The sequence below is a fragment of the Neobacillus citreus genome, from assembly GCF_018343545.2.
In the GTDB taxonomy this organism is placed as follows: domain Bacteria; phylum Bacillota; class Bacilli; order Bacillales; family Cytobacillaceae; genus Neobacillus; species Neobacillus citreus.
This window is the reverse complement of record NZ_JAGYPE020000006.1, coordinates 52,458-78,785: the sequence shown is the minus strand read 5'-3', so window position 1 is coordinate 78,785 and position 26,328 is coordinate 52,458. Positions and strand designations below refer to the sequence as shown.

The window sequence follows — 26,328 nt, the reverse complement described above, 5'->3', positions numbered from 1 at the left end:
ATCTTATGGATGCTACGTTATTGTCTGTGCTGGCATTGGGCCTGATTTTGGGAATTAAGCACGCCATTGAACCCGATCATGTGATTGCAGTATCAACCATTGCAAGCCAAAGCAAAAAGCTATGGCAGGCTTCTTTAGCTGGAGTATTTTGGGGGATTGGCCACACTGTCACATTATTTATCGTCGGTATTATTGTCATTTTGATGAAGGGTGAAATACCAGAGAAATGGGCCATGTCTTTAGAATTTTTAGTCGGAATTATGCTTGTTTTTCTTGGAATTAAAACCATTATTTCTTTTAAAAATATCCATATACACTCTCATAAACATGATGATGATGTTGAGGAGCATAAGCATGTCCATTCTCATATAAATAGCGGCAAACATAATCACCAGCATAAGCATAAAAAGGTGACGTACTTAGGATCAACGGTAATCGGTTTGGTTCATGGTCTTGCAGGGAGCGGAGCGATGATTCTGCTAACCATGAGTACAGTAAAAAGCGTAGGAGAAGCCGCTGTTTATATCCTCATATTTGGATTAGGAACGGTGATCGGCATGCTTTTCTTTACGACCATAATTGGAATTCCCTTTGTGTTAAGCAAGAAACGTAAGAGCATCAGTGGGTCTTTAGGATTATTTACCGGTGTCATTAGTACTGTTTTTGGTGTATACTATATGTATAATATTGGTGTCAATGAAGGTTTATTTCACCTCTGGATATAAGAATGCTATACTTATAGCACCGTAAACTGCAGCATTTACAGAGGATATTTGGATGCCGTGGTTTAAAGATTGGGGTGATTGCTATCAATACTCTGGGATATGCGATTCTTAGTGTTATCGGCAGAAAGCCTTGTACCGGATACGAATTAGTGAATTATTTAGATCCCATATGGCCGGCCAAACATAGTCAAATTTATCCGCTTCTAACCAAGTTGGAGGATAAGGGACTTCTAGTCCATGAATTTGTCGAACAAATGGGAAGGCCAAATAAAAAGATTTTTTCCATCACAGAAAAGGGCAAAGAGGCGTTAGAAAACTGGATGGTCAAAACACCGTCTGACCCCGTGAATAGAGATGAATTTCTTATCAAGGTCTATTCTTCCTGGGTTGCCGATGAGGAAAAATCGATAAAATTAATCCATGACCGGATGGCAAAATTAGAAGAATCTGTCACCAGACTTTCCGGCAAAATCAAAAAAATAGAAGAGACCCAAGAACTGGAGACCAATTCCAAAAACTTTGGCCGCTACCTCCTATTCCACCGGAAATTCAGACTTGCCCAAGAGGAAAAAGCCTGGTGCCAATGGGTCCTAAACCTGCTCAAAAACAAAAAAATAAACATCCCCCTCCTATCTATGACCTTCGCGGGAAAACTTCTCCAATATGGAATTGGGACAGAGGGACGGTTCTTGTGCTTCATTTTAGGGTGAATACTTGTATAGTGGATTTCTCGAAAAAGCGAACCTCTATTGCTAAAGGAAACTAGCAAGGTGGTTAGCTTTTTTTGTTTTTTTGTAAGAAGGCGAGACGTATGTATAATCTATGAAAAAAATGTCCATCCTTGAAATATAGTATCTTGGGGAAGTTTATGAGATTGGCAGAAATAGAGATATTTTAAAAGGTAGGGGTGGCTATTAATGACAGTAGAAGAATTAAACAAGATTATTGAAGTTAAAAAGATGGATTTAGAAGAATGTGAACAAGAGCTTTATAACCGTTACTATCCTTCCATAGTCAGAGTCGCAATGATGAACTACATATTGGCCTTGAAAGAGCAAATTAAAGAATATGAAGCGTAGGGACGGTTCTCATGCATCATTTTTATTTTGAATTTGGATGGGGAATGATGCAGAAGAACCGTCCTCACGCATCACTAATTATTATGCAGTCTGATTTATAAAAAACCGTACATTTTCGGCTAGTTGGGTGGTTACCCATTCGTTTGTAGCACTTTGTCAAAACTTGTAATATAATAATCTTTGAATATGAAACCGTTTTCAATTATAATAAGAACAGGTGGATGGCGCGTGTGGCCATCATGGTATTGTGCGTAGGGCGGGGCCGATACTGTAAGGCTAGGCATTTAACCAAGAATTAAAATCTTAGGGTAAAATTATTTTTATTTAGATATGGTGTATGTCTAGATTTCCAAATCACGACGAAGAAAGGGGAAGAGACGTGGAAAAAAGTAAAACTTCGTTTGACGACTTTCTAAAAGAAGACCGATTTGAACTTCAATCATATCTCACTTACCTGTTTACCCGTATTTCCGACTATTTTCCGGAACAAACAGAAGAAAACATGATCAATCAATAAAAAATGGAGACAAATAAATGAGCAAAAATAAATAAAGCGGCCAATTTCAGTTAAAATGAAATTGGCCGCTTTTTTGATGCATAGGGACGGTTCTTGTGCATCAAACGCGTCCCTGTGCATCAACAAAATGAGGCATGAGAACCGTCCCCATGCATCATCCTACGAGGCGACGCGCAATATCAGGATGCCGATAAAGGCCAGGATGAGGCCGGTGACTTCGCGTCTGTTCCAGGCTTCTTTGAGGTAGAAGCGGGCGTAAAGAATGACAAAGGCCACGTTCATGGCGACGATGGCGGAGACAATTCCGGTAATCCCATCGCGGAAGGCAGGGAAGATTAAAATCATTCCTAGAGCATTTGTAATCCCCACTCCCATTCCAACACCGAGTGTTTTTTTCACGGTCCAGCTGCCAGCACGCTCCGTTAACCCTGTTTCAACCGCAGCTGCGGCTTCATGTCGGGCCTTGTTTGCTTTGGCGTTGCCGAGTGCCCATGATAGTCCGAACAAGACAGCACCAGTTGCAAACATGACCGTTAAAGCAGGAAACGTTGACGCGCCTGACAAGGTGGCGAGTTTTACGGTTGTGTCGGTAAACCCGAAAAACAGCATCGTCAAGATTCCCCATTGAATCCCCTTTAATTGATTGAGCTTTAAATCCTGTGAATATTTGATTAAAAGCAGACCAACCAAAACGATGAAAAATGCAATGAACTGCCACGTTGAAAGTGCTTCGCGCCAAAGGATGTAAGCAAGAATCACGACTACCAGCGGCGGAAGTCCTGTAAATAATGCGATAATCGAGGCCTTGCCGACGGCATAACCCTTATACATCGAGGCATTTGCGATAAACGAAAATAACCCCAAAAAGAAACCTAACAATGCTTCAATAGTCCACGGCTGCTGGAACAATACATTGCTGGCTAGTGTGATAACAGTTCCAGAAATATAAACGCCTAACAGCATAAGATTACGATCAATCGGCCGCTGCGAGGTCCAATGATAAAGAATCCCCCGCAGCCCAAAACAAGCAGCTGCCAAAACAGCAAAAACAAACCACATAGCAAACTCTCCTAAACTTTAAAAATACACTCCTTCTAGTATACATCAAACGCTTACATGGCGGAGTTTAGTTTTTTTGTCATTTTATGGGGGCTATTTTTAGGTTTGAGGCATGGGGACGGTTCTCGTGCATCAATCCTGAACGGTTTTGGATTGAATGAGGCAGAAGAACCGTCCCCATGCATCTTCCCTTGCATCTTTTCATCCATGGGTGATTTTGGCTAAAGTGAGGCAAGAGAACCGTCCCCATGCATCTTTTTGTCTGATTTTTGAACACTATTTGGAAAAAAGTTATTTTTATGATAGATATAGTAAAATTGTAATAGATTTAGGTTGTGTTCGGGGGAGATTCTTTTGCAGCTTAGGATAAATGACCTGTTAAATAAGCCTGTTATTTTTCGTTATGGTTTTATTATTGTCATGGCAATTAATCTCTTTTTTCACTTACTTAAAATTAGGGAGCAAAATTTATATATTGGTTTTATCCTCGCTGTCGTTTTTTTAGGCATCGGCTATTATCGGCGGTCCACTTTATTCTTAGTTACCTTAACCACGTTGGTGGTTTATAGCAGGTTCCAGCTTGACCTGCAGTCTAACACGTTACTTAGATTCATGATCCTAGAAGTTACTTATCTTATCATTCTATATATTTCGGTTGGATTTATGAAAAAAAGTCAGAAGATAAAGGATGATTATTTAGAATTAATCTCTGCTTTATCCAATGCATTAGATTCAAGGGATACCTATACATCGGGACACTCCCACAATGTTTCGGATTATGCCGTGAAAATTGCTAAGCAGTTGAGATTGTCGAATGAGATGATTGAAACCGTCAGAATAGGAGGATTGCTTCACGATATTGGAAAAATTGGGGTCCCTGAATCCATCCTTTTAAAGCCAGGAAAATTAACGGAGAAGGAATTTTCTTTTATAAAAAAACACCCTATAATAGGCTGCGAAATGATTCAACACGTGAAAGAGTTTCATGAAAAGGGGATAATAGACATCGTTTTGTACCATCATGAAAGATTCGATGGAAAGGGCTATCCCAAGGGACTAAAAGGGGATGAGATCCCATTAACCGCCCGGATTGTCGCTGTTGCAGATACCTTTGATGCTATTATTTCAAAACGTGTTTACAGTCCAGAGGTGCCGCTGGAATTGGCGCTGCTAGAGATTGAAAAAAATAAAGGGAAGCAATTCGACCCTGATATTGCGGATGCTTTTCTAAGCCTATTCCAAAGGAAAAAAGAAGACATCATGATGAAGAGAAACGACCATTTTCCGATCGGCAGCATATTGGCCAAAAAACAAAAGGGCCGTTTCACCAGCACACTTTAAAAACCGTGAGAATAGTCCAAATGAAACTTTCCGAAGGGGTAAGGCATTTTTAAAATGATAAAAAGGATGTTGGTCTTATGGGGATAAAAGGCAGGGTTGTAACGTTCTTGATGGTTTTCATCATTAATTCCTTATATATGTGCTTTTATTTTTATAGGGATGGATATATAAGCTGGTTTGAAATAATCGGATTGCCGATCATGCTTGCGTTTGCATGGTGGTTCGGGAAACAATATGATATTGCCATCTATTATTCAGAAAAGGATATCTTGACGACGCTTTACAATCGAAGATTCGTTGAAAAGTATATTTCCACACAGAAGGGCCAAAACTTTGCTCTTTTGCTGCTGGATGTGAATGATTTTAAGGTGATAAATGATGTTTATGGCCATAAAGCCGGTGATCAATATTTAATGACGATCGCTGCTCAATTAAAGAAAAGTGTAAAGGAAAAGGATATCCTCGCGCGGTGGGGTGGAGATGAATTTTTAATCATTACCCCAGGAACCAGGAAAAAGGAAAATTTGGCTGAAATGATGGACAAGATCCATAAAAATCTAAAAGATGTATCGCCTGTTGAGGTTGAAATCTGCGTATCCATCGGTGCAGCCCTATATCCCAGCGAAGGAAAAACATTTGACGACCTATTGAAATTAGCTGATAAGAACATGTACAGCATGAAGGCGCTTAAGCATGGGTGAGGCATGGGGACGGTTCTCGTGCATCAATTTTATCTACGAAGGATGGGGACGGTTCCGCTGGCGAAAGCCTTAAAGAACCGTCCCCTTGATTTCCCCCAAGTCTTTTACAATTTTTACAAACCCCAAAAGTATTTGTATCCAATAAACTCCAAATACTACCTCCATAAGGAGGCAGTATATGAACTTCGATTATTTTATTATCGCAATGATTTGGATTGTTTCTATTATCACTTTGCTTATAGTCGTGCCGAGGCTAAGAATTCGGGAGTATATGGCAGTTTTTTTCTTTTTTCAGTCATTAACTTGGATTTTTGGCATTGTCCTTACAGCCTTTGGCGCCTTATCATCGGAAGTTCGCCTATTTGAAAAAGCCACCAAAATTAGTTTTACCTCGGAGTTTATGTTCTATCCGACCGTGGCCGTTGTCTTTCATCGCTGGTATCCCGACCAGGGCGGGAAACTAAGAGTAATTCTCCACTACGTTCTTTTCACCGGGGGCATTATTTTATATATGTATTTACTAGCGACGTTTACTAGAATTATGAGGGTCGATGCCCAGCAACTAATTAGATTCTTTTTTAATTTTGTATTTGAATTTTGGGTCTGCAGAAAATATATCGTCTGGCTTACAGGAACCACAAAGCTCCAGGCTCATCATGAAGTGGGAGGATCGGAAGAATGGAAGTGACATTTCTTTATTCCATCTGGTCCATCACCATCTTTTCATTGGTCTTAATCCCTAAAAAACGTTTCAATGAAGCAAGTGTCATTTTTGTTTTTCAGCAGTTAATCACTTGGTCTTTAGGACTTATCGTGGCAGAGTTAAATTGGATCGAATACCCAGTCCGGGAGTTTGCTTCGGTTAACAGAACAAGTTTCACCTTTGAGTTTTGGGTATATCCTCTCATTAGTGTTTTTTATGTCTTGCATTATCCGGTCCATAAAAGTATTTGGAAACGTATCCTTTACACAGCTACGATCACAACCGTGTTAATCATTTCAGAAATCCTGTTTGAAAAATTCACCAACCTAATAAAATACATCCACTGGGAATGGTACGTCTCTTGGATTTCAGTCTACGCCACCCTATACGTAGCTCAACGTTTCCACCGCTGGTTTTTTAAATTTGGGTGAGGCATGGGGACGGTTCTCATGCTTCACTTTTCCCCAGCTTTAGTTGGAGAAGAGGAACGACTTTTTCAAAAAAAAAGGGGTTTCGCCGTAATAATCCAGGCTTACCCCTTTTTTCTGTCTTAAAATAGTTGCCTGATCATGTCCTCCAGCTGTTGATAGGTATTTACTTCGTATTCGGGCTGGATATGAGGATGGGACTTTGCCCGGTTTTTTGTATTCACCCAAATCGCATTCCATTCGGCTTGCACTGCTCCTGCGATATCATTCGCAAATGAGTCGCCAATCATATATGAATGAGTGCTGCCAGTTTTGGTTTTGGCATTAACATAATCGAAATATTCCTTGTCCGGCTTAGCAAACCCAATCTCACTTGAAATAAAGATATGTTCAGACGGGATCCAGTTCCCTATTTCCAAGGCGTTGATTTTTGAACGCTGATGGGCTGACGGACCATTTGTCGTAATAAACAAGGGAATGTTTTTCTTATATAAATACTGCAGAATCCTTTTCATTTCCGGAATAAGAGAAATCTTATATTGGTGTTCCTTATACACCTTTTGAAATTCATCAGCCTCATCATCCGAAATTTTCCTGCCCAAATCATGAAAGGCATGTACCATCCTATATCGATGCATTTGTGCTAAAGTCATTTCCCCCGACTCTGTTTGGGCAAAGACTCTATCACTATACTCTCTGCTTTTCGTAAATAAATCTACTATTGAAAAATCATTAACACCCGGAAATACACAATCAAACGCGATCTGAAAAGGCTCCAACTGGTCATATAAGGTATCATCTAAATCAAAAAAAACTGCTTTCATACCTGACACTCCATAAAATTTATTATCTAATTTTGATTATACATAAAAAGGCATAGGGGACCTGCTCTATTTGTCTCTTATTTAGCGACCTTTGAGTTCTTTTAAACAACTTGTCTAAAAGAACCGTTATAAATTAATGATAAATATTTTTAGTAGATAGAGTTCGGGATAACCAATCATTTCCGATTTCTTGGTTATTGGAAATTAGGCGGTATAATATTCCTATTAAAAGTCAAGTGAAAATGAGGGCTATGATGGAACACGAGAAGAGATTACAAAATATCCAAAGGGGTTTATCGGGCGATGGGAGAATTCCCATGGTGATGGATGCAGGACTGGCTACAGGCAGTCATTCGCTAGCCCAATGGTTGGCTCAGCAATTTAACCATAATTTCGATGAATTTGATAGAGCGATTGACTCTGTCTATAATTCTACTCATGTAGGAGGCTCTTCCTATCACCATCTGCTGGATGGACAGCATTCAGTTTGGGGGGCCTTTCGTGCTGTAAAGGACGTAAAGGCGGACGATTCGTTTCTTACGGAATTTTTACAGGCGGGGGAGCACTTGCTGAGAGACCTTGCTTCTGTCTCCGGATCACTTCCAGTTAAGGTTACTCCCTCGTCCGTTGTGGTGATTTTAATCCCCGTTAAGATTGGAATGGTTGTTCTCGATGTGACAGCCTTCATTACATCCTGGACACTTTGAACTAAGCGGTCGCGTTGGATTATAAATTTCATGTTTAAATCCTCCGTTTTTTCTCCTTAACGTCTGACCAATGGGACAATCTTGCTGGGATTGTCCAGTCGTTTGGTATTTCCAAACCCTTTCTAGCCGATGCCCTAACAGTTAATGCTCCGGAATTGTTGGGCGGCGGAATTGGCTTATTGTCCGCATTATTGGTCGGGAAAAAGCAAGATCCAACAGCAGTTTCTAAACTCTCGGGAGCCTATATTCTTTCGTCAATTGCTAGTGGAAATCCAGTTCTTTTTCCTGTTGCTGCTGGAGGCCTGGTCTATTCGCTTATAAAAAGCGAGAGTAAAAAGGAAACGTTAGTTAAAGGGGGAAAGGGAGCGATTGTATCAGGTGGGGCGATGCTTGTAGGAGGTTTAGTAGGAGCGCCCGTTTGGATTGCTTGCTTGGCATCCGTCGCCGCGTTGATCAGCATCAACTATGCTCTTGAAAATCCCGAAAAGACGTTTACCAGGGTTAAAGAGCTCATTAAGCCTACAGCTTCCATTCTTCGAAAGGTCTCTTTATCAATAGGGTAGGTGATTATGTTGGATTTTATTTTTAAAAAAGAAATCTTAGAATTAGAGGCGTTTCAACCGAGTCTGACAGAAATAAAAAGTGTCGACCCAGCAATGGGAGAGAACATGGAACAATCCTTGAGAGCAGCGGTGAGGGAAAGTCATGAACTCATTCTTAAGGCCAACACACCGGACCAGCTGCATATTGGATTAATCAAGGAGCAATTACATATACAGGCTCAGAGCAGCCAGTATTTAAATATAACTGATGAAATGACCATGAAGAAGAATAACTTGCTTGAATTTATGCCGCAGATTTATAACCAATTCATGAATGAAGTTGAGCAGGAAATGACCCGTTTTTTTCAGGAAAAGAAGATGGAAATGTATCACGAGATTGATCAGGATGGTTCCTGGTATAGCGGCCTTCGGGACACGACAAAGAAAAGCGGCCAGCTTTATAATTTTGCGATTAATAAGATCAATTCGGTTTCAAAGGAGCTTCAAGGTAAAGAAGTTATTGCTGACCAGCATTTAGTGGACACCAAATCGATTGTGGAAAAGGTGCTTGAGAAGCATTTGAGTAATCAGACGGTAACAAATCAGGTTACGCAAATTTTTGAAGCAACTGTCAAAAGGTATAAAGACGCTTGGATGCAGCGGATTGCGGACAACGTCCCGGACATGAAACGGATATCTGCGTTTTCTCTTACCCAGACTTCAAAGGCCAATTTAAAAATCAATTTCCAATACGGGGATGCGGAAAAAGTATTGGCAATGGGGATTGGCTCAGCCGTTTTTGGCACGGTTGGTCTTGCTATGGGCTGGCATACTTTAACATACGCCCTTTTTAACGTGTTTCCGCCTATTGCAATCTTTGCAGCTCTTGCCACTGTTTTGGTGGGTGTCTTAACAAAGGATAGGGCAGTAGAGAAACGAAAGCAAGACATTAACGAGGCGGTAACACGATATCATCATTTCTTTTTGCAGCAGCTGTATGTTCTAAAATTGTCAGAACTTGAGAACAAAAGCATTTCCGAATATATAGAACTCAAAGGCCGCGCAATCGTTGAGGAGACCGTAAAGGAATGGGAAAGAAAATACTTTGGAAAATTGAGGATAGAGCATTTTCGGAAGCTTAACCAGGCGTTTGTCAGACATCTCATGTATGTGAATGAGGCGATGGAATGAGGCATGGGGACGGTTCTCGTGCATCAAAAATAGGGTTTGGCTGCTAAAAAGCCAAACCCTATTTCTGCCTTATTATCCAGCTTCACTAAAATGCCGCCGGATACAAATCTCTATTTATTCCAAATGGAACCCTTTGCTCTCAATAAACTCCCGCATATGTGCCCTCCGCTTATCCTTCATAAAATGGGCCATGGATTCAGTCCAGTTGGTATTTTTGTTATTGGTAGAACGCTGCTGATAATAGGAACTCATGGTTTGATCGAACTCATCGAGTAAACTTTCATATTTTTCCTGGTTATAGACATTTTCATGGAGAATGGCATCTAACGGAAGTCTTGGTTTTACTTCGTTCCTTTCGGCGGGAATGCCTAAGCATAGCCCGAATAGTGGAAACACTTTGTCTGGAAGACCAACTAGCTCACTAATTGGGCCGGGATTATTCCGTACGCCGCCGATATAGCAGCCGCCATAACCAAGTGACTCCGCGGCCGTGATGACATTCTGGGCAATAAGGGCGGTATCAATAGTAGCAACTATAAAATTCTCAAGATTGTCATGTTCAATCACAATTCCGTGTTTCCGGCCGGCGGCTTCCAGGCGTTTTAAATCACCGCAAAATAACAAAAATTCGGAAGCGTCTTTAATATGAGGATTTTTGGCAAGGTCAGCGATTTGATCCCTTTTGTCTTTGTCGGTTATGCGAATGATCGAATACGCTTGGACAAAATGGGAGGAAGCCGCACTAGTCCCCGACCTGAGGATTTCCGACAAATGCTCATTTGGGATTAGGTCCGCCGTATACTTACGAACAGAGACATGACTTTGCATTACTTTAATAGTTTCAGATATCGAATTCTTGTTGATCATCTAAACCTTCCTTTCTTGAGGCGGAGGGACGGTTCTCATGCTTCAATCTTATTAAATTTTGGCGTGGGAGAACCGCCCCTATGTTTTTTGCCTATGCATTGCTAGAGTTTATTATAACTTATTAGAAAAGAAAGATTCTTGTATCACGGGGACGGTTCTCATGCATCATTTCAGCCAGGAGTTCTGCAATTCAAAGCTGAGTACACCATTTTAGTGCATAAGAATTGTCCATGTTCCCTGCCAGCATCCATTTTTGAGGCAAAAGAACCGTCCCCATGCATCATTTATTACATAAATTTCCTAATAACGGCGAATATTAAGTCTATATTACATTTTAGATTTGAATAGGAGCCTTGGAATGATGGAAATTGCCAATATATTAGTGATTATTGAGTTTGCTTTTATCGCGCTTATCCTGCTGGGTGTGGTTGTTTTTATTGGATATTTGTTAATTTTCGACCGGAATCAGAAGCAGCATTCGATTTTGCGGAATTATCCCGCCTTGGGTCGGATTCGTTATTTTTTTGAAAAAATTGGCCCGGAAATGCGGCAGTATTGGTTTAATAGCGATACGGAAGGAAAGCCTTTTTCGCGGGATGATTATGAGCACATTGTCAGGAGCGCGAAGTATAAGCGGGATGTCGTGGGCTTCGGGTCGAGACGCGATTTTGATGAAGAGGGATTTTTTGTCCGCAATTCTATGTTCCCGAAACTAAACGAAGAAATCAAAATGGACCAGGAAACAATGGTTACGACGAAAAAATATATTTTGCTAAATGACCCGCTGTTTACGGACCGGAAGGAAAAATGGGAGGATGACGATGCGCTGGCCAACTTGCTGCATGATGATGATGCGGTCGTGATTGGTCCCAAAACCAGGCACCCTTTCGTTGTCAAAAGCTTAATCGGCATGTCAGCGATGAGTTACGGCGCATTGGGGAAAAACGCCATTACGGCGCTTTCCAAAGGCCTAGCTCTGGCGAAGGGGACCTGGATGAATACCGGCGAAGGCGGCTTGTCCCCATATCATTTGGAGGGCGGCGCCGACATCATTATGCAGATTGGCCCGGCCATGTTCGGGGTTCGCGACGAAAATGGGGAAATGGATTGGGACGAATTAAAGCGAAAAAGTGAGATTCCGCAGGTGAAGGCCTTTGAAATCAAGCTTGCGCAAGGGGCAAAGACCCGCGGCGGGCATATTGACGCAGAAAAGGTCAATCCAGAAATCGCTGCCATTCGTAAGGTCGAGCCCTATAAATCGGTGGACAGCCCGAATCGCTTTAAACAATTTGGCGATATCGCGTCGATGTGTGATTTTATTGAAAAAATTCGCGAGCATACAGGGAAGCCGGTTGGTATGAAGATTGTCATCGGCAGTCCTGATAGTGCGGAGGAACTCGCCAAATATATGAAGGACTCCGGAAAAGGTCCGGACTTCATTACCGTCGATGGCGGCGAGGGCGGAACGGGGGCATCGTATCAGGAGTTAATTGATAGTGTCGGCCTGCCAATTAAATCCGCCCTTCCTATATTGGACTTAACTTTGAAAAAATACGGGGTGCGTGACCGCGTGAAAATCATCGCTGCGGGGAAACTGTTCACGCCAGACCGGATTGCGATTGCCTTGGCGATGGGGGCGGATTTAGTCAACATTGCCCGCGGGTTCATGATTACCGTCGGCTGTATTCAAACACTAAAGTGTCATTCCAACGCCTGTCCGGTGGGGGTCGCCACAACGGACCCTGACCTGCAATATGCACTCGTAGTAGATGAGAAGAAATACCGTGTGGTAAATTACCTTGTCACACTGCGACAAGGACTATTTCGTATCGCCGCAGCGGCCGGATTAGACTCCCCCGTCCACTTCCGCCCAAACCACATCTGCTACAAAGATGACAAAGGAATCGTCGTAACCCTAGAAAACATCCTAAAAGAAATGGAACAGCAGATTGGGTGAGGCATGATGAGGCATGGGGACGGTTCTTGTGCATCATTTTGGGTGTGTGGGCGCGGTGCGTGGAGACGGTTCTCATGCATCATTTTAAGATGTGCAATACGAAGCTTTACGCATGAAAAGGCCCGACTAGCGGATAAGAGCTAGTCGGGCCTTAATGGGTGGAACTACTTCGTTCTTCCATGCCTATTTTCTACATCAGCAGGATAAACCATTTTGAGACATGAGAACCGTCCCCATGCATCACATCACCATGAAGCAAAAGAACCGTCCCCATGCATCGCTTTTTTATACGAATCAGCGACTGTTTGCGGGATGAGGTCCTGTGCCAGTAGGTGGTTAACAGAAGTGTTCATTCTTTCAACCCAGTTTTCTTTTGAGCCGAATAGTGAGACGAGCTTCCCCTCACTGAACAGGGTCATGAAGTCACTTCTCACCATATAGGTTGCGAGCGGGTTGTCGGACAATGGGTGGCGGAGTCCGCCAATGACGTTGCCGTGTGCATCCCTGGCAAATTTCCCTGTAGCGGGGTCGACCTTCAGCCATTTATCCTCAGCAGTCGGGAAGTATTTCTTCGGATCCACATCAGGGTTCGCTTTTTTAGCTACAGCAAAATCATAAAGGTTATCGAGCGCGCCGCTTACAAACATATCGATGTGCAGGTTGCTTTTCAGCGTATTTGGCAGATCGGTTACCGGGTACTTGCGCGGTGCCACCCCGGCTTTTACCAGTGCATCATTATTCTGAATGATCGGCGAGATCGCATCAGAGTGAGGCGCGTTGGCGACTTCGTATTGTCTGAAGATATCATATTGGCTGTTTTGATCTTTTTTATTTTTATAAGAAGGGAATAGCCCTGCACCTTCCTTAAATCCCGATTCTGCCTGGGACATGACCACCATTGTCGGAACACCCATTGCCTTAAAAATGGTTTTTGGAGTATTCTTGTCAGTTAACGACGGCATGATCGCTCCCGAAGGCTGGATGGAGGCAGGTATCGCGCCTACCAAATTATAATAGCCATCAAACAGGTATTGATCCTTTTCAGCATTGTATAAGTATGGCTGGAACACGTTGGTATACGTATTTTCATACATGCCGGACTGGCTTTGCCCGCCAAGGAACACAAAATTAGGCTTCGTGCCAAGGATTTGCCGGCTTTGTTCGTCATCCTTCAAGGCTACCCCAAGCTGCGACAGCATATCCCAGAACAGCCCGTTTTCGTATTGCCCCGCCTTGTCCGCTGTCCAATCAATATCAGCATAACGGGCAGGGTCGAATTTTTTCAATGCCGCAACGTTTACGTCTTTAGACGTTATTCCGATATAACCGTGTCCATTTTGCATGAAGTATTCCCAGCTTCTTCTCCAAGTGTCTTCCATATCAGAATTATTGGAGGCGTTGAGAATATCGATATAAACCGCACCGGAAAAATTCTTCATATCCTGCGGCATGCGCACGATTATTCGGTTCGTGTAATCATATGGCCCGCTCTTGACAGTCGGAACATCGTTACCTTCGACATTGCCTAGCTCATAAATATTAGCCTGACCGGAAAGGAAGAATTCTTTTTCGGTATAATGATAGTCGTTCCAAATATCGACAGCGCCAACGGAATCCAGCATCGAGTTATAAGGGTGGCTCAGCTCGGGATGAACCGCAACATCCGGCTCCACCGTATGGAAGCCAATCTGTTCAGGGTCAAATGGTTTTTCGACAATCTTGCTTGGCTTTGCATCGGCCACCGCATTAATCTTATCCGCATCAGGTCCGCCAAAGCCTTTCTTTTCATTTACATAGTTTACGAGTTTGTCATAGCCTTCTTGTAAAATATATCCTTGATCTAATAGATACTTAGCTTGTGTTAAAAATGGCTTCTTGTAATCTTTTTCAAAATCAGGGTACAGTTTCGCTATTTTGTCGGCAGTGAAGAACACCATGCTTCCGTTTGTTTCAAAAGGAAGGCCGTTTCGGCTTGCAAAATATGTGGCAACCGGATACTCGATGCGCGGATCGCGAATTCCTCCCAAGGCATTGCCGTTTTCATCCGTTTTCGTCGTGTAAAGGGTTTTTCCGCCTTCATTTTTTTTCGAAAAATCAATCCATTTATCGTCTGCAGAAGGGGCAGGAATTCCTTCGGTTACCCACTTATGCATGTTTTCCTGGACCGCATTGACAAAGCTTTGCAGATTCAAGTCGCTTTCATAATGGCCCGGGTCATATTCCTTTGGCGGCCTTCCTTTTCCGTTTCCAAGCTTAATCTCATCGCTAAATGGAATGACGTCGAGCGTCGGGTCTGTATGCGGAGCTCCGGCTACCTCGTAAAATCTGAATTTATTATTTTTTGTAGAAGAGTCCGGCTTTCTTTCGTACTCGGCTTTATCTGACATGCCCGGCAATGATGAAAGGTTGGCGAAGTTGTGTTCAAATTCGGACATGATGACCATATAAGGGACACCAGTATTGGAGTAAGTCGTTTTTGGTTGTGGCCCACCGGAGCTTACATAGGTCGTTCCGGGCCCGACGATATTCATATACCCGTTAAACAATGGTTTTCCATGATTGGAATTCTCAAGTAATTCGTCAAATAATGTAATGTAAGTATTCAAGTATATGCCTGATTGACTTTGTCCTGATAAATAGACATATTGAGGTTTCAGTCCTCCAAGAATGTCACCAGCACTGTCACTGCGCAACTTTGAGCCCAATTGCGACAGCATGTCCCAAATCAGGCCGTTTTCATCCTGGCCGTTTACTTTCCAATTGAGGTCCGCATAGCGCTTGCTGTCGAAATTTTTTAAAGCATTGATGGTGTCTGTTTTGGAAGTAATCCCGATGTAGGCATGACCTTCTTTCATATACCAATCATAGCTTCGGCCCCAGGTATCTTCCAAATCGACGCCGCTTGATGCGTTTAAAATATCGACATAAACGCGGCCAGAGAATTTGGATGGGTCCTTTGGAAATCTTACTAACAGTCTTGTTGTATAATCATGTCCGGACGATTGGATGTATGGAACATCCTGGTTGTCGATGCTGTAAACATTGGCTTTACCTGACATGAAATATTCCTTTTCGTCATAGCCGTAGTCGTTCCAAATATCGACATGGCCGCTTGAACTGTACATGGAGCTGAATGGGTGGCTGATGTTAGTAGGCTGGCTGTGAAAGGTCATTCCCTCCCCATAGGGAATTTCTTTTACTGTAGGAATCTCTTTGATGGCTTTTTTTATTTGTCCTAAATCTTTGTGCGCATTGGCATTTTCTATTGCGGTTGCTGCCGTTTGGCTTCCGCTGCCTGCACTCGCTGCTGTTGCCGAAATGCCGCCGCCCATCGGTGCAAGCAATAACATGGCAGAAAGCATCACAGAAAAAACCTGTTTACTCTTTTTCATAAAAACCCCTCCTTTTTCTATTGTGTAAAAACGCTTACAAAATGTACTGCAATCAATTAAGGGAGAAAACCACCTCCAAGAGGTATTAATATTTGTTTATTAAACTAACTAATAAACTACCTTTTAGTATAAAATCAAAACGTCTATAATTCTATATGTTTTTAGAATATTCATAATAATACAGTAAAATAGTCCTAAGTTGGGGGTGAGGCATGGTGAAGCATAGGGACGGTTCTCGTGCATCAATTTAGTACCATATATTTCACCCAATCCGCACTAAAAAATAGGTGCAGTTTTATCAAGGGAATTCGATTATGATGGAAATGGATGCAAATAAGCCAATTAGGAGGATTTTAGGTGTCGCAAGGATTAATTCATCATATCGAGCTATATGTTTCAAATTTAAAGATTTCGGCTGACTTTTGGGGTTGGTTTTTGGAAGAGTTAGGTTATTGCATGTATCAAAAATGGGATCGGGGCCAGAGCTGGAAATTGGGTGAAACTTATCTTGTTTTTGTGCAGGCAGAGGAAAAATATTTAAATGTAGCATATCACCGATGCCGTGTGGGTCTGAATCATTTGGCCTTTCATGCAAGCTCCCGCCAGCAGGTTGATTAAATAACGAGTAAATTGAAAGATAGAAATGTACCGATTTTATATGGGGAAAAGCATCCCTTTGCCGGCGGAACAGACCATTATGCGGTGTATTTTGAAGACCCGGATCGAATGAAAGTGGAATTGGTGGCACCTTCGCAGGAATGAAAGGTTTTTCAAAATGCCATCGTGGTGTGATTATGTTTTTCTATTCTATTTTGAAGCAGAAGAACCGTCCCCATGCATCAACTATGCCTCCAAATCCTCTCGGGCCTTTCGCGGGGAGTTAGGTTTAAGATGAAGTATCCGACGATAAGAATTAGGATGACCAGTGAGTTGATTAAGGTGTTTAATGCAGAATCGTGCTCCACGATGATGAGCCTGATCATTGCGGTAATGCCAATGTATAGAAAGTATCGAATTGGAAAATGGTATTGTTCTTTGAAGTATTTAACAATCATCGCGATGAACTCAAAATATAAAAAGAAGAGCAGGATATTGGCAAAAAACTGCTGGTGGTCATGGCTGCCATTGTCCACCAACATCCGGCCAAAAATGAGTAATTCTTTCACCAATAATATTGCTAGAATGGTAGCCAGCAAGACAAGCGTCACATTCAAAAATAGTTGCAGAGTACGTGGAAGTATCCGCAATAGAAAATTGAAATTCCTTTTCACTTGTTCCATGCACATCATCCCCTGTAAATTATGAAAGAGGCAGAGGGACGGTTCCCATGCCTCATTTTAGTACGTTGTTTTTTGGTAGCTGTATTGCCTGACCCCTATTTTGAAACGCAAGAACCGTCCCCATGCATCACCTATTTTGAGGCACGAGAACCGTCCCCATGCCTCATCCGTGCATTACTCCAGCTCGAAGGTGTGGCTGAAGTGGGTTTTGCCGTTTTCGTCTTGGATTTCTACTGTTGCTTGTTGTGTTGCTGGGTCGACGCGGAAGACGCCGTAGTTGAAGAAGTTGCCTTCTGCGTATAGTTTTTCAGGTCCGAAGGTTGGGTCCAGTGTGCCTGGATTTATTTTTACTGCGCCGATTGGGCCGCTGATGAGTTCGTTATAATCCGTTTTTCCGTCGTGGTTGGCGTCATATTTGATGACTTCCGCAAAATGGACATCGGTCGTGACGAAAAAGACGTTCTTGATTCCTTTTTCGATAATAAAATCAGAGATTTCCTTGAACTCGTTCTCATAGCCGGTTGGGTCATTCGGGTTAACATTGTCGCCGTTTGCCCATCCGTCCCGAGCCATTGCTTTTCCGGTTGGGATCGAGATTGGCACGGACGTCGCGATTAGTTTCACTTTGGAATCCGACTCAAGAAGCTGCTGCTTCAGCCAATGTAACTGCTCATCGCCAAGCATGGTTTTATCCGCACCATCGGCCTGGGTATTAGGTGAGCGGTATCCCCGGTTATTAAGGATCATCATATCCATCGTGTTTCCCCAAGAATATTTATGATAAAGCTTGTCTGCTTCGCTGCGTTCACCTGAAATCGGCCAGTAATCTTTAAACGCACTTAATCCGGTTGGTGTCAGCGGTTGGGACGGTCCGGAAAAATCGTTCGTTACCTCATGGTCATCCCAAATCGCAAAGGTTCCTGTTTTTTGCAAAAGGCTGCGCAGTCCGGCATCGGTCCGGTTCTCCTTATACTTCGCCCAGAAATCCTGTACGGTTCCAGACGGAGGATTCGGAACGGCTGGTGTTGCATTATCAGCATAAATGGTGTCCCCGCTGAACAGGAAGAAGTCCGGATTTAAAGCTGCCATCGATTTGTACGATTTAAATGGAGGGATCTCTCCTTGGCCGCCCGTATCGCCGCCCCATACCATGGTCAACGGTTTCAAGCTGTTTTCCTCCGGTGCCGTTTTGAAGGAACCGTTCACGCTATATTTGCTGGAAACCGCATGAGCACGGTAATAATAGGTTGTATCTGGCTTCAATCCGTCAATTTTTACATTAACTGTAAAATCATGTGCCACATCAGCCGGGCTTGTTTTTACAATTGTCTCTTTTTTAAAAGTGCTGTCCGTGGAAATTTCAAATTGAACATTTGTTGCCGCGTTAGTGCGTGCCCATAGAATCGCAGATGAATCGGTTACATCCCCGCTCGCCACGCCATGTGAAATAAACGGTTTTTCAACTAAATCGACAAGCAGGTCCGTATTGTTGGTAAACGCACCGTCCACACCCAGGGAAAGCAATGAAACCATATCGTCCTGAGCATTGACGGTCCACGGGTGGATGAGAAGCTGGTTCTGGTGGGCAGCCTCCATCAGCTTCGGAACAACCAGCTCCTTACTTGGGCCGACCCCCGCCGCGTATTCAGAGATTCGCTTCATTTCCTGATGGACATCTTTTCCAGCCAGCATGGCTCCAGTATAAAGCTGGATCAGCTTGACATCAGGGGCAAGTGTTTTTAACTTACGTAGGGAGTCCTCGCTGAACGATTCTAGAAAAAGCATTTCGCTGTCTAGGACATTTGTTTTTTTCAAAACATCAATGACTTTCTCTTCCATTCCAGGGTAAACGTTCGGCGCTTTTGTTTCCATATAAAGGCCAACTTTGCCATTTCCATGCTGCTTGACAAATTCGATGGCTTCCTCAAGGGTCGGGACCTGCTGTCCGATGTACGCTTGTTTCGCCTTGTCCGGGTAAGCTTTGTTAAACCAGGAACCTGCATCGAGACGTTTGATCTCATCGAGGGTAAAATCCTTGACCCGCCATGGGGCGCGGTCCGGATAAAGTTCCTTGGCATTCGTTGTCCGCGCGAGCGTTTCATCATGCATCGCGATCAGCTGACCATCCTTGGTCATTTGTAAGTCGAATTCTACATAATCGGCCTGCATCGTCATCGCCTGCTTGTAGGCTACAAGAGTATGTTCAGGGCCATAGGCAGAGGCCCCGCGGTGGGCAATCACCGCCACATCAGAGGTAAGCGGGCGCAAGGACGATTGCCCATTTTCAGTCGGAGAAATTTCAATAGGCTTGGCCAATGCCGCATAAGGGGCGGCGGCTGTTACCGCCAGAGACAAACAAGCTAATCCAGCTACTAAACTCTTTCTCATCTTTTCCATCATCTCCTGTAAGAATATGTATTCATATACAAAAATACAGGAGAAATATTGAGCCGCTATTAATAGAATTTGAGAATATTGTAAATCGGGCAAAAACAGGTCTTTTGATGCATGGGGACGGTTCTCGTGCATCATTTTGTGTTTGGACGCGGGGACGGTCTCATGCATCATTGCCAGCTACTCTAAACAAAAGAACCGCCAAAATGGTTCACAGTCTTCATTTTTCCGAAATATTCTATAAGGATTAAATCTTTTATAGGGAGTATGTTTATGAGTCCGGATTTCAATCCTTCTAAGCTGCATGTTAACTGCTTGTCTTCCTCACCATCGATGCAGGTTTATGGCCGAAAATACACTTTGACACATTCCGATACAACCGGTGACTTGTTTTTGAGCATTGGCTATCATTATGATTTAAAAGGTATTAACGTTTCCAAGCGTGATGAAGTACTGGCAGAATGGATGACAACAAAGAAGGGAGCGCCTATTTTAAGCGGAAATGTGTATGTGAGTGGAGGGGAATTTGATGAACAAACGGCACAGCGGCGATTCCTGATCTTCCAGCGTGAATTGAACCTTGCCCTATCTGCCATCATCTATGGCGACCAACGTCTTTTCCGTCAGTATCCTGAACTGCTCGATGCAAACATCTTTATACACTTTAACTCAATCTTTCCAGCCTTTAACCAAACCATGTACTATCGTACTCCGCGCTATTATACGTAGGGACGGTTCTCGTGCCTCATTTCAGTCGTTGCCCGCCATTTTCCCCCAACTTAACTATTGGTAATAATCGGATTGATTTGTGTCTTCTAGTACACCATTTTTTGAAACATAAGAACCGTCCCTCTGCCTCACCCTCTGCCTCAAAGCTGACTCAGCACAGGCAATTGTGAGGCAAGAGAACCGTCCCCGTGCTTCAATCTGAGACTATTGATGTATTCCATTATTTTTTTCAAAAAGTTATTATATTTCGTTGTAATGGTTTAATGATGTTATAAAGTCTTGGAGTAGAGGGAAGGTATTTTTGAAATGTCTTTGGATTCTTTGGTATTGGCTTTTTCAACGGCGGACATAGACTATGACATGTTAAAAAATTTAGGAATTTCGATTGGAATTTTGGTTGTATTTATTCTTTTTAGAAACCTGTTTACCAAATATGTGTTTCAGTTGATTGTAAAATTGACCCGCAAAACACCGACTGAATTTTTAACACAAATTTGTTTGAGTTTTGAACGTCCTTTAGGGTGGGCGTTTATTATTGTAGGGTTGTACCTGGCGATGGATTATTTCCCTTTTATGGAGCAGCAAAATGCGTTGTTTATAAAATTTTTGCGTTCGATGATCATTGTTTTAATTACGTGGGGATTGTTTAATTTGTCCTCTCCTAGCACAGGAATTTTGATCAGTGTTAATGAAAAAATGAACAATAAGATTGATTTGATTCTTCTTCCGTTTATTTCAAGGACCATTCGCGTCATTATTATCGCCATTAGTATCAGTATTATCGGTCAAGAATTTAATTATGATGTCAATGGATTGGTTGCAGGCCTTGGCTTAGGGGGACTTGCCTTTGCTTTAGCGGCAAAGGAAGCGGTCGGGAATCTCATTGGCGGGGTCGTGATTGTCACGGAAAAACCATTTTCGATTGGAGATTGGATCAAGACGCCGAGCGTTGAGGGAATCGTCGAAGATATTAATTTTAGAAGCACGAAGGTTCGAACCTTTAGCCAAGCTCTAGTGACGGTTCCAAATGCGACACTCGCGAACGAAGCGATTACGAACTGGAGCCGTATGGGAAAAAGAAAGATCGATTTTCACTTAGGACTTAACTATAAAACCACGAAGGAAGAATTGGAACGAGTAGTAAGGCGGATTGAACAATTGCTAAGGACGCATGAGGAAATCCACCCGGATACCATTATGGTCGCGTTCGACCACTATAACGAGAGCAGTCTCGATGTTCTAATCTACTTTTTCACAAACTCGACCGTTTGGGCAGAACACGTAAAAATCAAACACGAAATCAATCTAGAAATCATGGCGATACTAGAGGAAGAGGCAGTAGAAATAGCCTTCCCAAGCCGAACCCTCTACGTCACTCCCCAAACAAACGAAGTATTCCAAACAATGGGCTCTATTGATTGAGTGATGCATGGGGACGGTTCTCGTGCATCATTTTTTTGGAGCATAGTTGTGTTATTTAAGGGTTTGACAACTATTTTGATGCATAAGAACCGTCCCTCTGCATCATTTTAACGGGACCATCTACTCATTTTTTGTCGTTTGTTATATATTTAAGTAGAAAAAGATGGACGGGAGTCTTTTGGGTGTCGTTCTTCATTTGTAAAAGGCAAATCTATCGAAAGGTAGAGACGCAAAGTCACAGGCCTAAGGCGTATATCGCTATGGCGGCTGGGTTACCAAATGGAGAATCGCGAAAAGGCTCTAGCTTAATAGGGTTTATTTCGAGATTCTTCCTTTAAACAAAACTAGTTTAGGAGGAATTTTTTTATGGAAAAAAGTAATCAGTCATTCAAAAAAGTTCGCAATGCTCTTGCGACAAGTGTCATAGCTGCGGGATTTGTGTTTTCTGGTGGAGTTGGTTCGGCGTTTGCGGAGGAACCCGTGAACACTGCTACACCAACAGAAGATACTGTTCAACAGGATCAGACGGTTCAGGAAGGACAAACTGTTGATGCAACTACTGAATCTGAATCAACCGATGCAGAGGCAACATCTTCGGTGGAATCTGAACCAACAACTACCGTGGATGCTGGGGCTGCAGCCGATACTACTGAAACAACAACCGATGCTACGCAAACAGAGGGTACAACAGAAGTATCAGGTGAAGAACCATCTTTACTACCTGGAGATTTTTTCTATTTTGCAAAAAAATTAATGGAGAATGTTCAATTAGCGTTAACCTTTGATGAAGTAAAAGAGTCAGAGCTGCTGGCTTCTTTCGCGGAGGAACTCATTAAAGAGGCGGAGGCATTGCTAGCTTCTGGCGAAGAGGAATTAGCCAATGACACGCTTCAACAAGCGCTGGAACAACAGGAATTGGCTTTGGCCAAATATCAGCAAGGCGAGGCGGTTGAGGATTCTCAGCCTGGGACGTCCGAAGATGAAACAGCGACTAACGATGAAGGTACAACTGTTGAAGGAGACGAAATGGCAGCACCGGTTGACCCAGTCCGGGCTGCGATTGAGGCTAAGTTTGCTGCTAACTTGTTAGCTTTGCAAACCGCTTTGGAAAAAGTGGACAACCCCCGTGCAAAAGAGGTATTAGCCAAGAACGTCAGCAAAGTCCGAGAAAAGATTGAAAAGAAAATCAGCAAGAAGTTGGCGGAGTTGGAGCTTAAGCAGGAAAACACTGGGGACGACCAAGCCGCAGGCGAAGTGGAAGATGAAACCTCAATGAACAACCTGTAGAAGTAAATATGGAGTCTGCGGAAGATACCGCAAATACGGCAGATGTTGAAAAAGCCACGAATGAGGCTGCCGAGGAAACTGAGCAAAAGCCTCTTGAGAAAGTTAAGGCAGTTGCAAAGACCACTGTAAATCAAGCTAAAGTAGAAGCGCAAAAACTGGCAGAAAGCCAACACGAGGCGGCAGTTAAAATAGAGGAACAAAAACGTGCTGATGCGGCAAAACTAGCAGAGCAAAAACGTGAAGAGGCCGCCAAGCAGGCAGAGCAAGCAAAAGAACAAGCCAAAAAGGCTCTGGAGCAACAACGGGAAAAAGCACAGAAGCAAGCCGAACAAGCCAAAAGCGCCCAAGAAAACTCAAAGAAAACAGATGGTCAGTAAAAAGAATGATGTATAGGGACGGTTCTCATGCATCATTTTTCTTTTTTTTGAGGCATAAGAACCGTTCCCGTGCCTCACCCATGTATCACCATTTTTTGTAATCTATTAAAATATGTGAAATTGAATTATAATTTTACTAAATTAATTCCTTTAAATGGGGATGTTTGCTATTTTCAGCTGGGCTGCCAAGGAGGATAACTGATTGATGAATTTGAATGTGGGCGTTAGTAGGAAAATTCCTGTGCCGCTTGTTTTGCTATGTATATTTTTTGCATTCTTACCCGACTTTTTAGATGACTACGAAACGTTTTACATCGACGACATGGCGTGGTTTGCATTGCTTTTCCCGTGCTTTATCTTTTCCTATTATCTAGGATTATATGGCGGCGTTTTTACTGGAATCATCCTCAATGCCTATCATTTAAGCTGGTTTTTTTATGAAAAAAAGTTCCACAGTGAAGATATGATCGATGAAAGCGCGGCACTGCATATTGGTATCTCTGTCATTACGCTATCCTGCTCAATTGGGGTAGGGGTATTAACGGACAAGCTCCAAAACAAACAGCTAAAAATACAAGAGTTAAATGAAAAACTAATGCAAATGGCTTTATATGATTCGCTGACAGGCCTTCCCAATCGACATTATTTTTTGAGGAAATTAGAGCATTCCTTAAGAAAAAAGAAACAGGCTTGTCTGATGTTTATTGATTTGGATGGCTTTAAAAGGGTGAATGATCAGTATGGCCACGAGGCCGGGGATGAGGTGTTAATAGAAGTTTCTCGAAAACTAAAAGAATTAGAAGATGAAGATGTTTTTGTGAGCCGCCTTGGCGGTGATGAGTTCACAGTGCTGCTTAAAGGCGCAAACACCCATCAAGCGGAGGCTCTAGCAAACCGGATCTTAAAACTTTTGCAGCTAAGCGTCAACGATTGCAGGGTCTCCGCAAGCATCGGCATCGCCATGTGCCAGCCAGACGACACCCCCGCCACCATCCTAAAAAGCGCAGACTCCGCCATGTACAACGCCAAACTCGCCGGCAAAAACGCAGTATATGTGGTTTGAAATAGTGATGCATGGGGACGGTTCTCATGCATCATTTTTTGGACCGTCGCTGATGCATGGGGACGGTTCTCATGCCTCTAATTTTTTGCACCCCCTAAATGGTAAAAAGATGAAAAACTATTTAAAATATTATATGATAGAGCTGTAACCTCAGATAAACCCCCGGAACCAAGCAGAACCTAGGGACGGTTCTCGCGCTTCTTAATCAACCCACTTTTAAACTACTTTTGTATGAATTTTCCCTTAATGATAACCATCTTGGTCTACAAAACTTTTTATTTAATACGGCCTGTTATGCATCTTTTGAGACATAAGAACCGTCCCCATGCTTCACCTTGTTTCCCCATTTAATTTCAAGGTCAGGTGATTGAGATGTCCCGAGCAGCAAGGTTGAAGAGTATGAGCGGTGTTTACCATATTATGTGGAGAGGAGCGAATCGGCAGGAGATTTTCCATGATGATGAGGATTGTAATAGGTTTCTTGATATTTTAGCAAAGTATAAAACGGAATCGGAATTAGAGATATATGCCTGTTGTTTGATGGGCAATCATGTCCATCTCCTTATCCGGGAAGGAAATGAAACCATTTCCAATACGATGAAGCGGATTGGTGTCAGCTATGCCTCGTATTATAACTGGAAGTACGACACGACAGGGCATTTGTTTCAGGGGCGATTCAGAAGTGAAAATGTAGAAGATAGTAGGTATTTACTAACAGTTACTAGGTACATTCATCAAAATCCCGTTAAGGCTGGAATCGCAGACATGCCAAATGCATGGAGATGGAGCAGCTGCTGTGAGTATTATGGCGAATATCGCGATGGTAGAAGGCTGCTTGATGCAAATTTGATTTTCGAAAAAATTTCCCCAGATCAAACCTTTGCGCTAGAAAAATTCAAAGAATATAACGAAAAAATTAACAACGATGAATGCCTGGAAGAGAAAAGAACAAGGCTGCCTGACGAAGAGGCAAGGGTCGAAATTAAGAAACTGCTTGGCCCTGGGGATATCACTCGCGTAAAGGTACTGCCAAAGGCGCAAAGAAAGGAAGTCTTGCAAAAAGTAAAAAATATTAAAGGTATATCCCAACGCCAGACTGCAAGAATTTTAGGGGTATCGCCCAATCTAATATATAGAGCATGAGGCATGGGGACGGTTCTCCTGCCTCTTTTTTGGCGAGAAAGTTGGAACGCAGGGACGGTTCTCTTGTTGCATCCTTCTTCGCTCTTCACTCAAGTTGAAACGCAAGAACCGTCCCCGTGCATCACAACTCCGATTGGTCGACGTTTAATTCTATGAGATTTCCATCCGGGTCGGCGCAGAAGATTTGGGCAAAGCCACTGACGCTGTTGGGCTTTTCTAAAACGTTTACTCCATTCTTTTTTAGCCAAGCTAAAGTTTCTGCATAGTTTTTGACTCGAAGGGCAAAGTGTCCTTCCCTGCTGCTTAAGCTTTTGTCGTGCCGAAGGGTTTGCGAGTGGGGAAGCACGATTAAGTGCAGCTGTTGATTCCCTATACCGTACCAAGCCCCTTCAAAATCAAAAGCAGGCCGGGTAAGTTCTTTTAAACATAGTATCTCACTATAAAATTTCTTAGCCCTGCTTAAGTCTGTAACATTCAAACTTACATGATGCAGCTCAGTGTACTCTATCAACGTTATCAACCCCAATACTAAAATTTCTCGATACATGGAAATATAACATATTTAGCGCGAAGTTTCACGGTTGAGGCAGAGGGACGGTT

Annotated in this window: 24 protein-coding genes, 2 pseudogenes and 1 riboswitch; of the genes and pseudogenes, 18 read left to right on the top strand and 8 right to left on the bottom strand. The window is 42.8% G+C overall.

Annotated elements, in window-relative coordinates:
• Window positions 1-5: 5 nt before the first annotated feature.
• The 4 genes from KHB02_RS05585 (at window position 6) to KHB02_RS05570 (ending at window position 2,321) form a co-directional block, all read left to right on the top strand.
• Window positions 6-725: a HoxN/HupN/NixA family nickel/cobalt transporter gene (locus tag KHB02_RS05585; RefSeq protein WP_213143859.1), complete on the top strand. Its 720-nt coding sequence runs from the start codon at window positions 6-8 to the stop codon at window positions 723-725.
• Window positions 726-799: 74 nt separating this feature from the next.
• The gene (locus KHB02_RS05580) at window positions 800-1,435 is read left to right on the top strand and encodes a PadR family transcriptional regulator (RefSeq protein ID WP_213143860.1); all 636 of its coding nucleotides are present in this window, start codon (window positions 800-802) and stop codon (window positions 1,433-1,435) included.
• A gap of 207 nt (window positions 1,436-1,642) precedes the next feature.
• Window positions 1,643-1,804: a hypothetical protein gene (locus KHB02_RS05575; RefSeq protein WP_213143861.1), complete on the top strand. Its 162-nt coding sequence runs from the start codon at window positions 1,643-1,645 to the stop codon at window positions 1,802-1,804.
• Window positions 1,805-2,183: 379 nt separating this feature from the next.
• A complete protein-coding gene (locus tag KHB02_RS05570) occupies window positions 2,184-2,321 on the top strand; it encodes a hypothetical protein (protein WP_241113738.1) in 138 nt (45 codons plus the stop codon).
• 159 nt (window positions 2,322-2,480) lie between these two features.
• On the opposite strand, the gene KHB02_RS05565 is transcribed toward KHB02_RS05570, so the two are convergent.
• Window positions 2,481-3,380 (bottom strand): EamA family transporter, encoded by a 900-nt coding sequence (locus KHB02_RS05565; protein WP_213143863.1) that lies wholly within the window; start codon window positions 3,378-3,380, stop codon window positions 2,481-2,483.
• Window positions 3,381-3,734: 354 nt separating this feature from the next.
• Here KHB02_RS05565 and KHB02_RS05560 point away from each other — a divergent pair, with 354 nt between their 5' ends.
• The 4 genes from KHB02_RS05560 (at window position 3,735) to KHB02_RS05545 (ending at window position 6,556) form a co-directional block, all read left to right on the top strand.
• Window positions 3,735-4,721, top strand: a complete 987-nt coding sequence (locus KHB02_RS05560) for an HD-GYP domain-containing protein (RefSeq protein WP_241113737.1) — start codon at window positions 3,735-3,737, stop codon at window positions 4,719-4,721.
• A gap of 77 nt (window positions 4,722-4,798) precedes the next feature.
• Window positions 4,799-5,422: a GGDEF domain-containing protein gene (locus KHB02_RS05555; protein ID WP_213143864.1), complete on the top strand. Its 624-nt coding sequence runs from the start codon at window positions 4,799-4,801 to the stop codon at window positions 5,420-5,422.
• Between the two features lie 178 nt (window positions 5,423-5,600).
• A complete protein-coding gene (locus KHB02_RS05550; protein WP_213143865.1) occupies window positions 5,601-6,110 on the top strand; it encodes a CBO0543 family protein in 510 nt (169 codons plus the stop codon).
• Window positions 6,101-6,556, top strand: a complete 456-nt coding sequence (locus tag KHB02_RS05545; RefSeq protein WP_213143866.1) for a CBO0543 family protein — start codon at window positions 6,101-6,103, stop codon at window positions 6,554-6,556. Before KHB02_RS05550 ends, KHB02_RS05545 begins: the two co-directional genes overlap by 10 nt.
• Before the next feature lie 119 nt (window positions 6,557-6,675).
• Here the strand turns inward: KHB02_RS05545 and KHB02_RS05540 are convergent, their stop codons facing one another.
• Both KHB02_RS05540 and KHB02_RS05535 read right to left on the bottom strand, forming a co-directional pair.
• Window positions 6,676-7,377, bottom strand: coding sequence for an HAD family hydrolase (locus tag KHB02_RS05540; protein WP_213143867.1), 702 nt, complete (start codon window positions 7,375-7,377; stop codon window positions 6,676-6,678).
• Window positions 7,378-7,951: 574 nt separating this feature from the next.
• Window positions 7,952-8,116, bottom strand: a pseudogene (locus tag KHB02_RS05535) (DNA polymerase III subunit beta); the annotation flags it as partial.
• Between the two features lie 147 nt (window positions 8,117-8,263).
• On the opposite strand from KHB02_RS05535, the gene KHB02_RS05530 reads away from it, so the two are divergent.
• Both KHB02_RS05530 and KHB02_RS05525 read left to right on the top strand, forming a co-directional pair.
• The gene (locus tag KHB02_RS05530; protein ID WP_213143868.1) at window positions 8,264-8,647 is read left to right on the top strand and encodes a hypothetical protein; all 384 of its coding nucleotides are present in this window, start codon (window positions 8,264-8,266) and stop codon (window positions 8,645-8,647) included.
• A gap of 6 nt (window positions 8,648-8,653) precedes the next feature.
• Entirely contained in the window at window positions 8,654-9,817 is a 1,164-nt protein-coding gene (locus KHB02_RS05525) for a hypothetical protein (RefSeq protein ID WP_213143869.1), read from the top strand.
• A 114-nt stretch (window positions 9,818-9,931) separates the two neighbouring features.
• Here KHB02_RS05525 and nfsA read toward each other — a convergent pair whose 3' ends face one another.
• The gene (nfsA, locus tag KHB02_RS05520; protein ID WP_213144468.1) at window positions 9,932-10,666 is read right to left on the bottom strand and encodes an oxygen-insensitive NADPH nitroreductase; all 735 of its coding nucleotides are present in this window, start codon (window positions 10,664-10,666) and stop codon (window positions 9,932-9,934) included.
• A 379-nt stretch (window positions 10,667-11,045) separates the two neighbouring features.
• Between nfsA and KHB02_RS05515 the strand changes: the two genes are divergently transcribed.
• Window positions 11,046-12,641, top strand: coding sequence for an FMN-binding glutamate synthase family protein (locus KHB02_RS05515; RefSeq protein ID WP_213144469.1), 1,596 nt, complete (start codon window positions 11,046-11,048; stop codon window positions 12,639-12,641).
• A 245-nt stretch (window positions 12,642-12,886) separates the two neighbouring features.
• On the opposite strand, the gene KHB02_RS05510 is transcribed toward KHB02_RS05515, so the two are convergent.
• Window positions 12,887-16,033 carry an alpha/beta hydrolase domain-containing protein gene (locus tag KHB02_RS05510; protein WP_213143870.1) on the bottom strand — a complete coding sequence of 1,049 codons (3,147 nt, stop codon included), beginning with the start codon at window positions 16,031-16,033 and terminating at the stop codon, window positions 12,887-12,889.
• Between the two features lie 357 nt (window positions 16,034-16,390).
• Here KHB02_RS05510 and KHB02_RS05505 point away from each other — a divergent pair.
• Window positions 16,391-16,795, top strand: a pseudogene (locus tag KHB02_RS05505) (VOC family protein).
• A 77-nt stretch (window positions 16,796-16,872) separates the two neighbouring features.
• Here the strand turns inward: KHB02_RS05505 and KHB02_RS05500 are convergent.
• Together KHB02_RS05500 and KHB02_RS05495 are read right to left on the bottom strand one after the other, a co-directional pair.
• On the bottom strand, window positions 16,873-17,313 hold the full coding sequence (locus KHB02_RS05500) for a phosphate-starvation-inducible protein PsiE (protein ID WP_213143871.1): 441 nt from the start codon (window positions 17,311-17,313) through the stop codon (window positions 16,873-16,875).
• A 174-nt stretch (window positions 17,314-17,487) separates the two neighbouring features.
• Window positions 17,488-19,701, bottom strand: a complete 2,214-nt coding sequence (locus KHB02_RS05495; protein ID WP_213144470.1) for a glycerophosphodiester phosphodiesterase family protein — start codon at window positions 19,699-19,701, stop codon at window positions 17,488-17,490.
• A 279-nt stretch (window positions 19,702-19,980) separates the two neighbouring features.
• Here KHB02_RS05495 and KHB02_RS05490 point away from each other — a divergent pair, with 279 nt between their 5' ends.
• The 6 genes from KHB02_RS05490 (at window position 19,981) to KHB02_RS05465 (ending at window position 25,728) form a co-directional block, all read left to right on the top strand.
• Window positions 19,981-20,436 (top strand): staygreen family protein, encoded by a 456-nt coding sequence (locus tag KHB02_RS05490; protein ID WP_241113736.1) that lies wholly within the window; start codon window positions 19,981-19,983, stop codon window positions 20,434-20,436.
• A 306-nt stretch (window positions 20,437-20,742) separates the two neighbouring features.
• Window positions 20,743-21,858 carry a mechanosensitive ion channel family protein gene (locus KHB02_RS05485; RefSeq protein ID WP_213143873.1) on the top strand — a complete coding sequence of 372 codons (1,116 nt, stop codon included), beginning with the start codon at window positions 20,743-20,745 and terminating at the stop codon, window positions 21,856-21,858.
• 194 nt (window positions 21,859-22,052) lie between these two features.
• A riboswitch (cyclic di-GMP riboswitch) is annotated at window positions 22,053-22,138 on the top strand.
• Window positions 22,139-22,224: 86 nt separating this feature from the next.
• Window positions 22,225-23,145, top strand: a complete 921-nt coding sequence (locus KHB02_RS05480) for a DUF5667 domain-containing protein (protein WP_213143874.1) — start codon at window positions 22,225-22,227, stop codon at window positions 23,143-23,145.
• Window positions 23,146-23,153: 8 nt separating this feature from the next.
• Window positions 23,154-23,522: a hypothetical protein gene (locus KHB02_RS05475; RefSeq protein WP_213143875.1), complete on the top strand. Its 369-nt coding sequence runs from the start codon at window positions 23,154-23,156 to the stop codon at window positions 23,520-23,522.
• A 205-nt stretch (window positions 23,523-23,727) separates the two neighbouring features.
• A complete protein-coding gene (locus KHB02_RS05470; RefSeq protein WP_241113744.1) occupies window positions 23,728-24,585 on the top strand; it encodes a GGDEF domain-containing protein in 858 nt (285 codons plus the stop codon).
• Between the two features lie 372 nt (window positions 24,586-24,957).
• Entirely contained in the window at window positions 24,958-25,728 is a 771-nt protein-coding gene (locus KHB02_RS05465) for a transposase (RefSeq protein WP_213143877.1), read from the top strand.
• 121 nt (window positions 25,729-25,849) lie between these two features.
• On the opposite strand, the gene KHB02_RS05460 is transcribed toward KHB02_RS05465, so the two are convergent.
• Entirely contained in the window at window positions 25,850-26,239 is a 390-nt protein-coding gene (locus KHB02_RS05460; RefSeq protein WP_213143878.1) for a VOC family protein, read from the bottom strand.
• Window positions 26,240-26,328 lie beyond the last annotated feature (89 nt).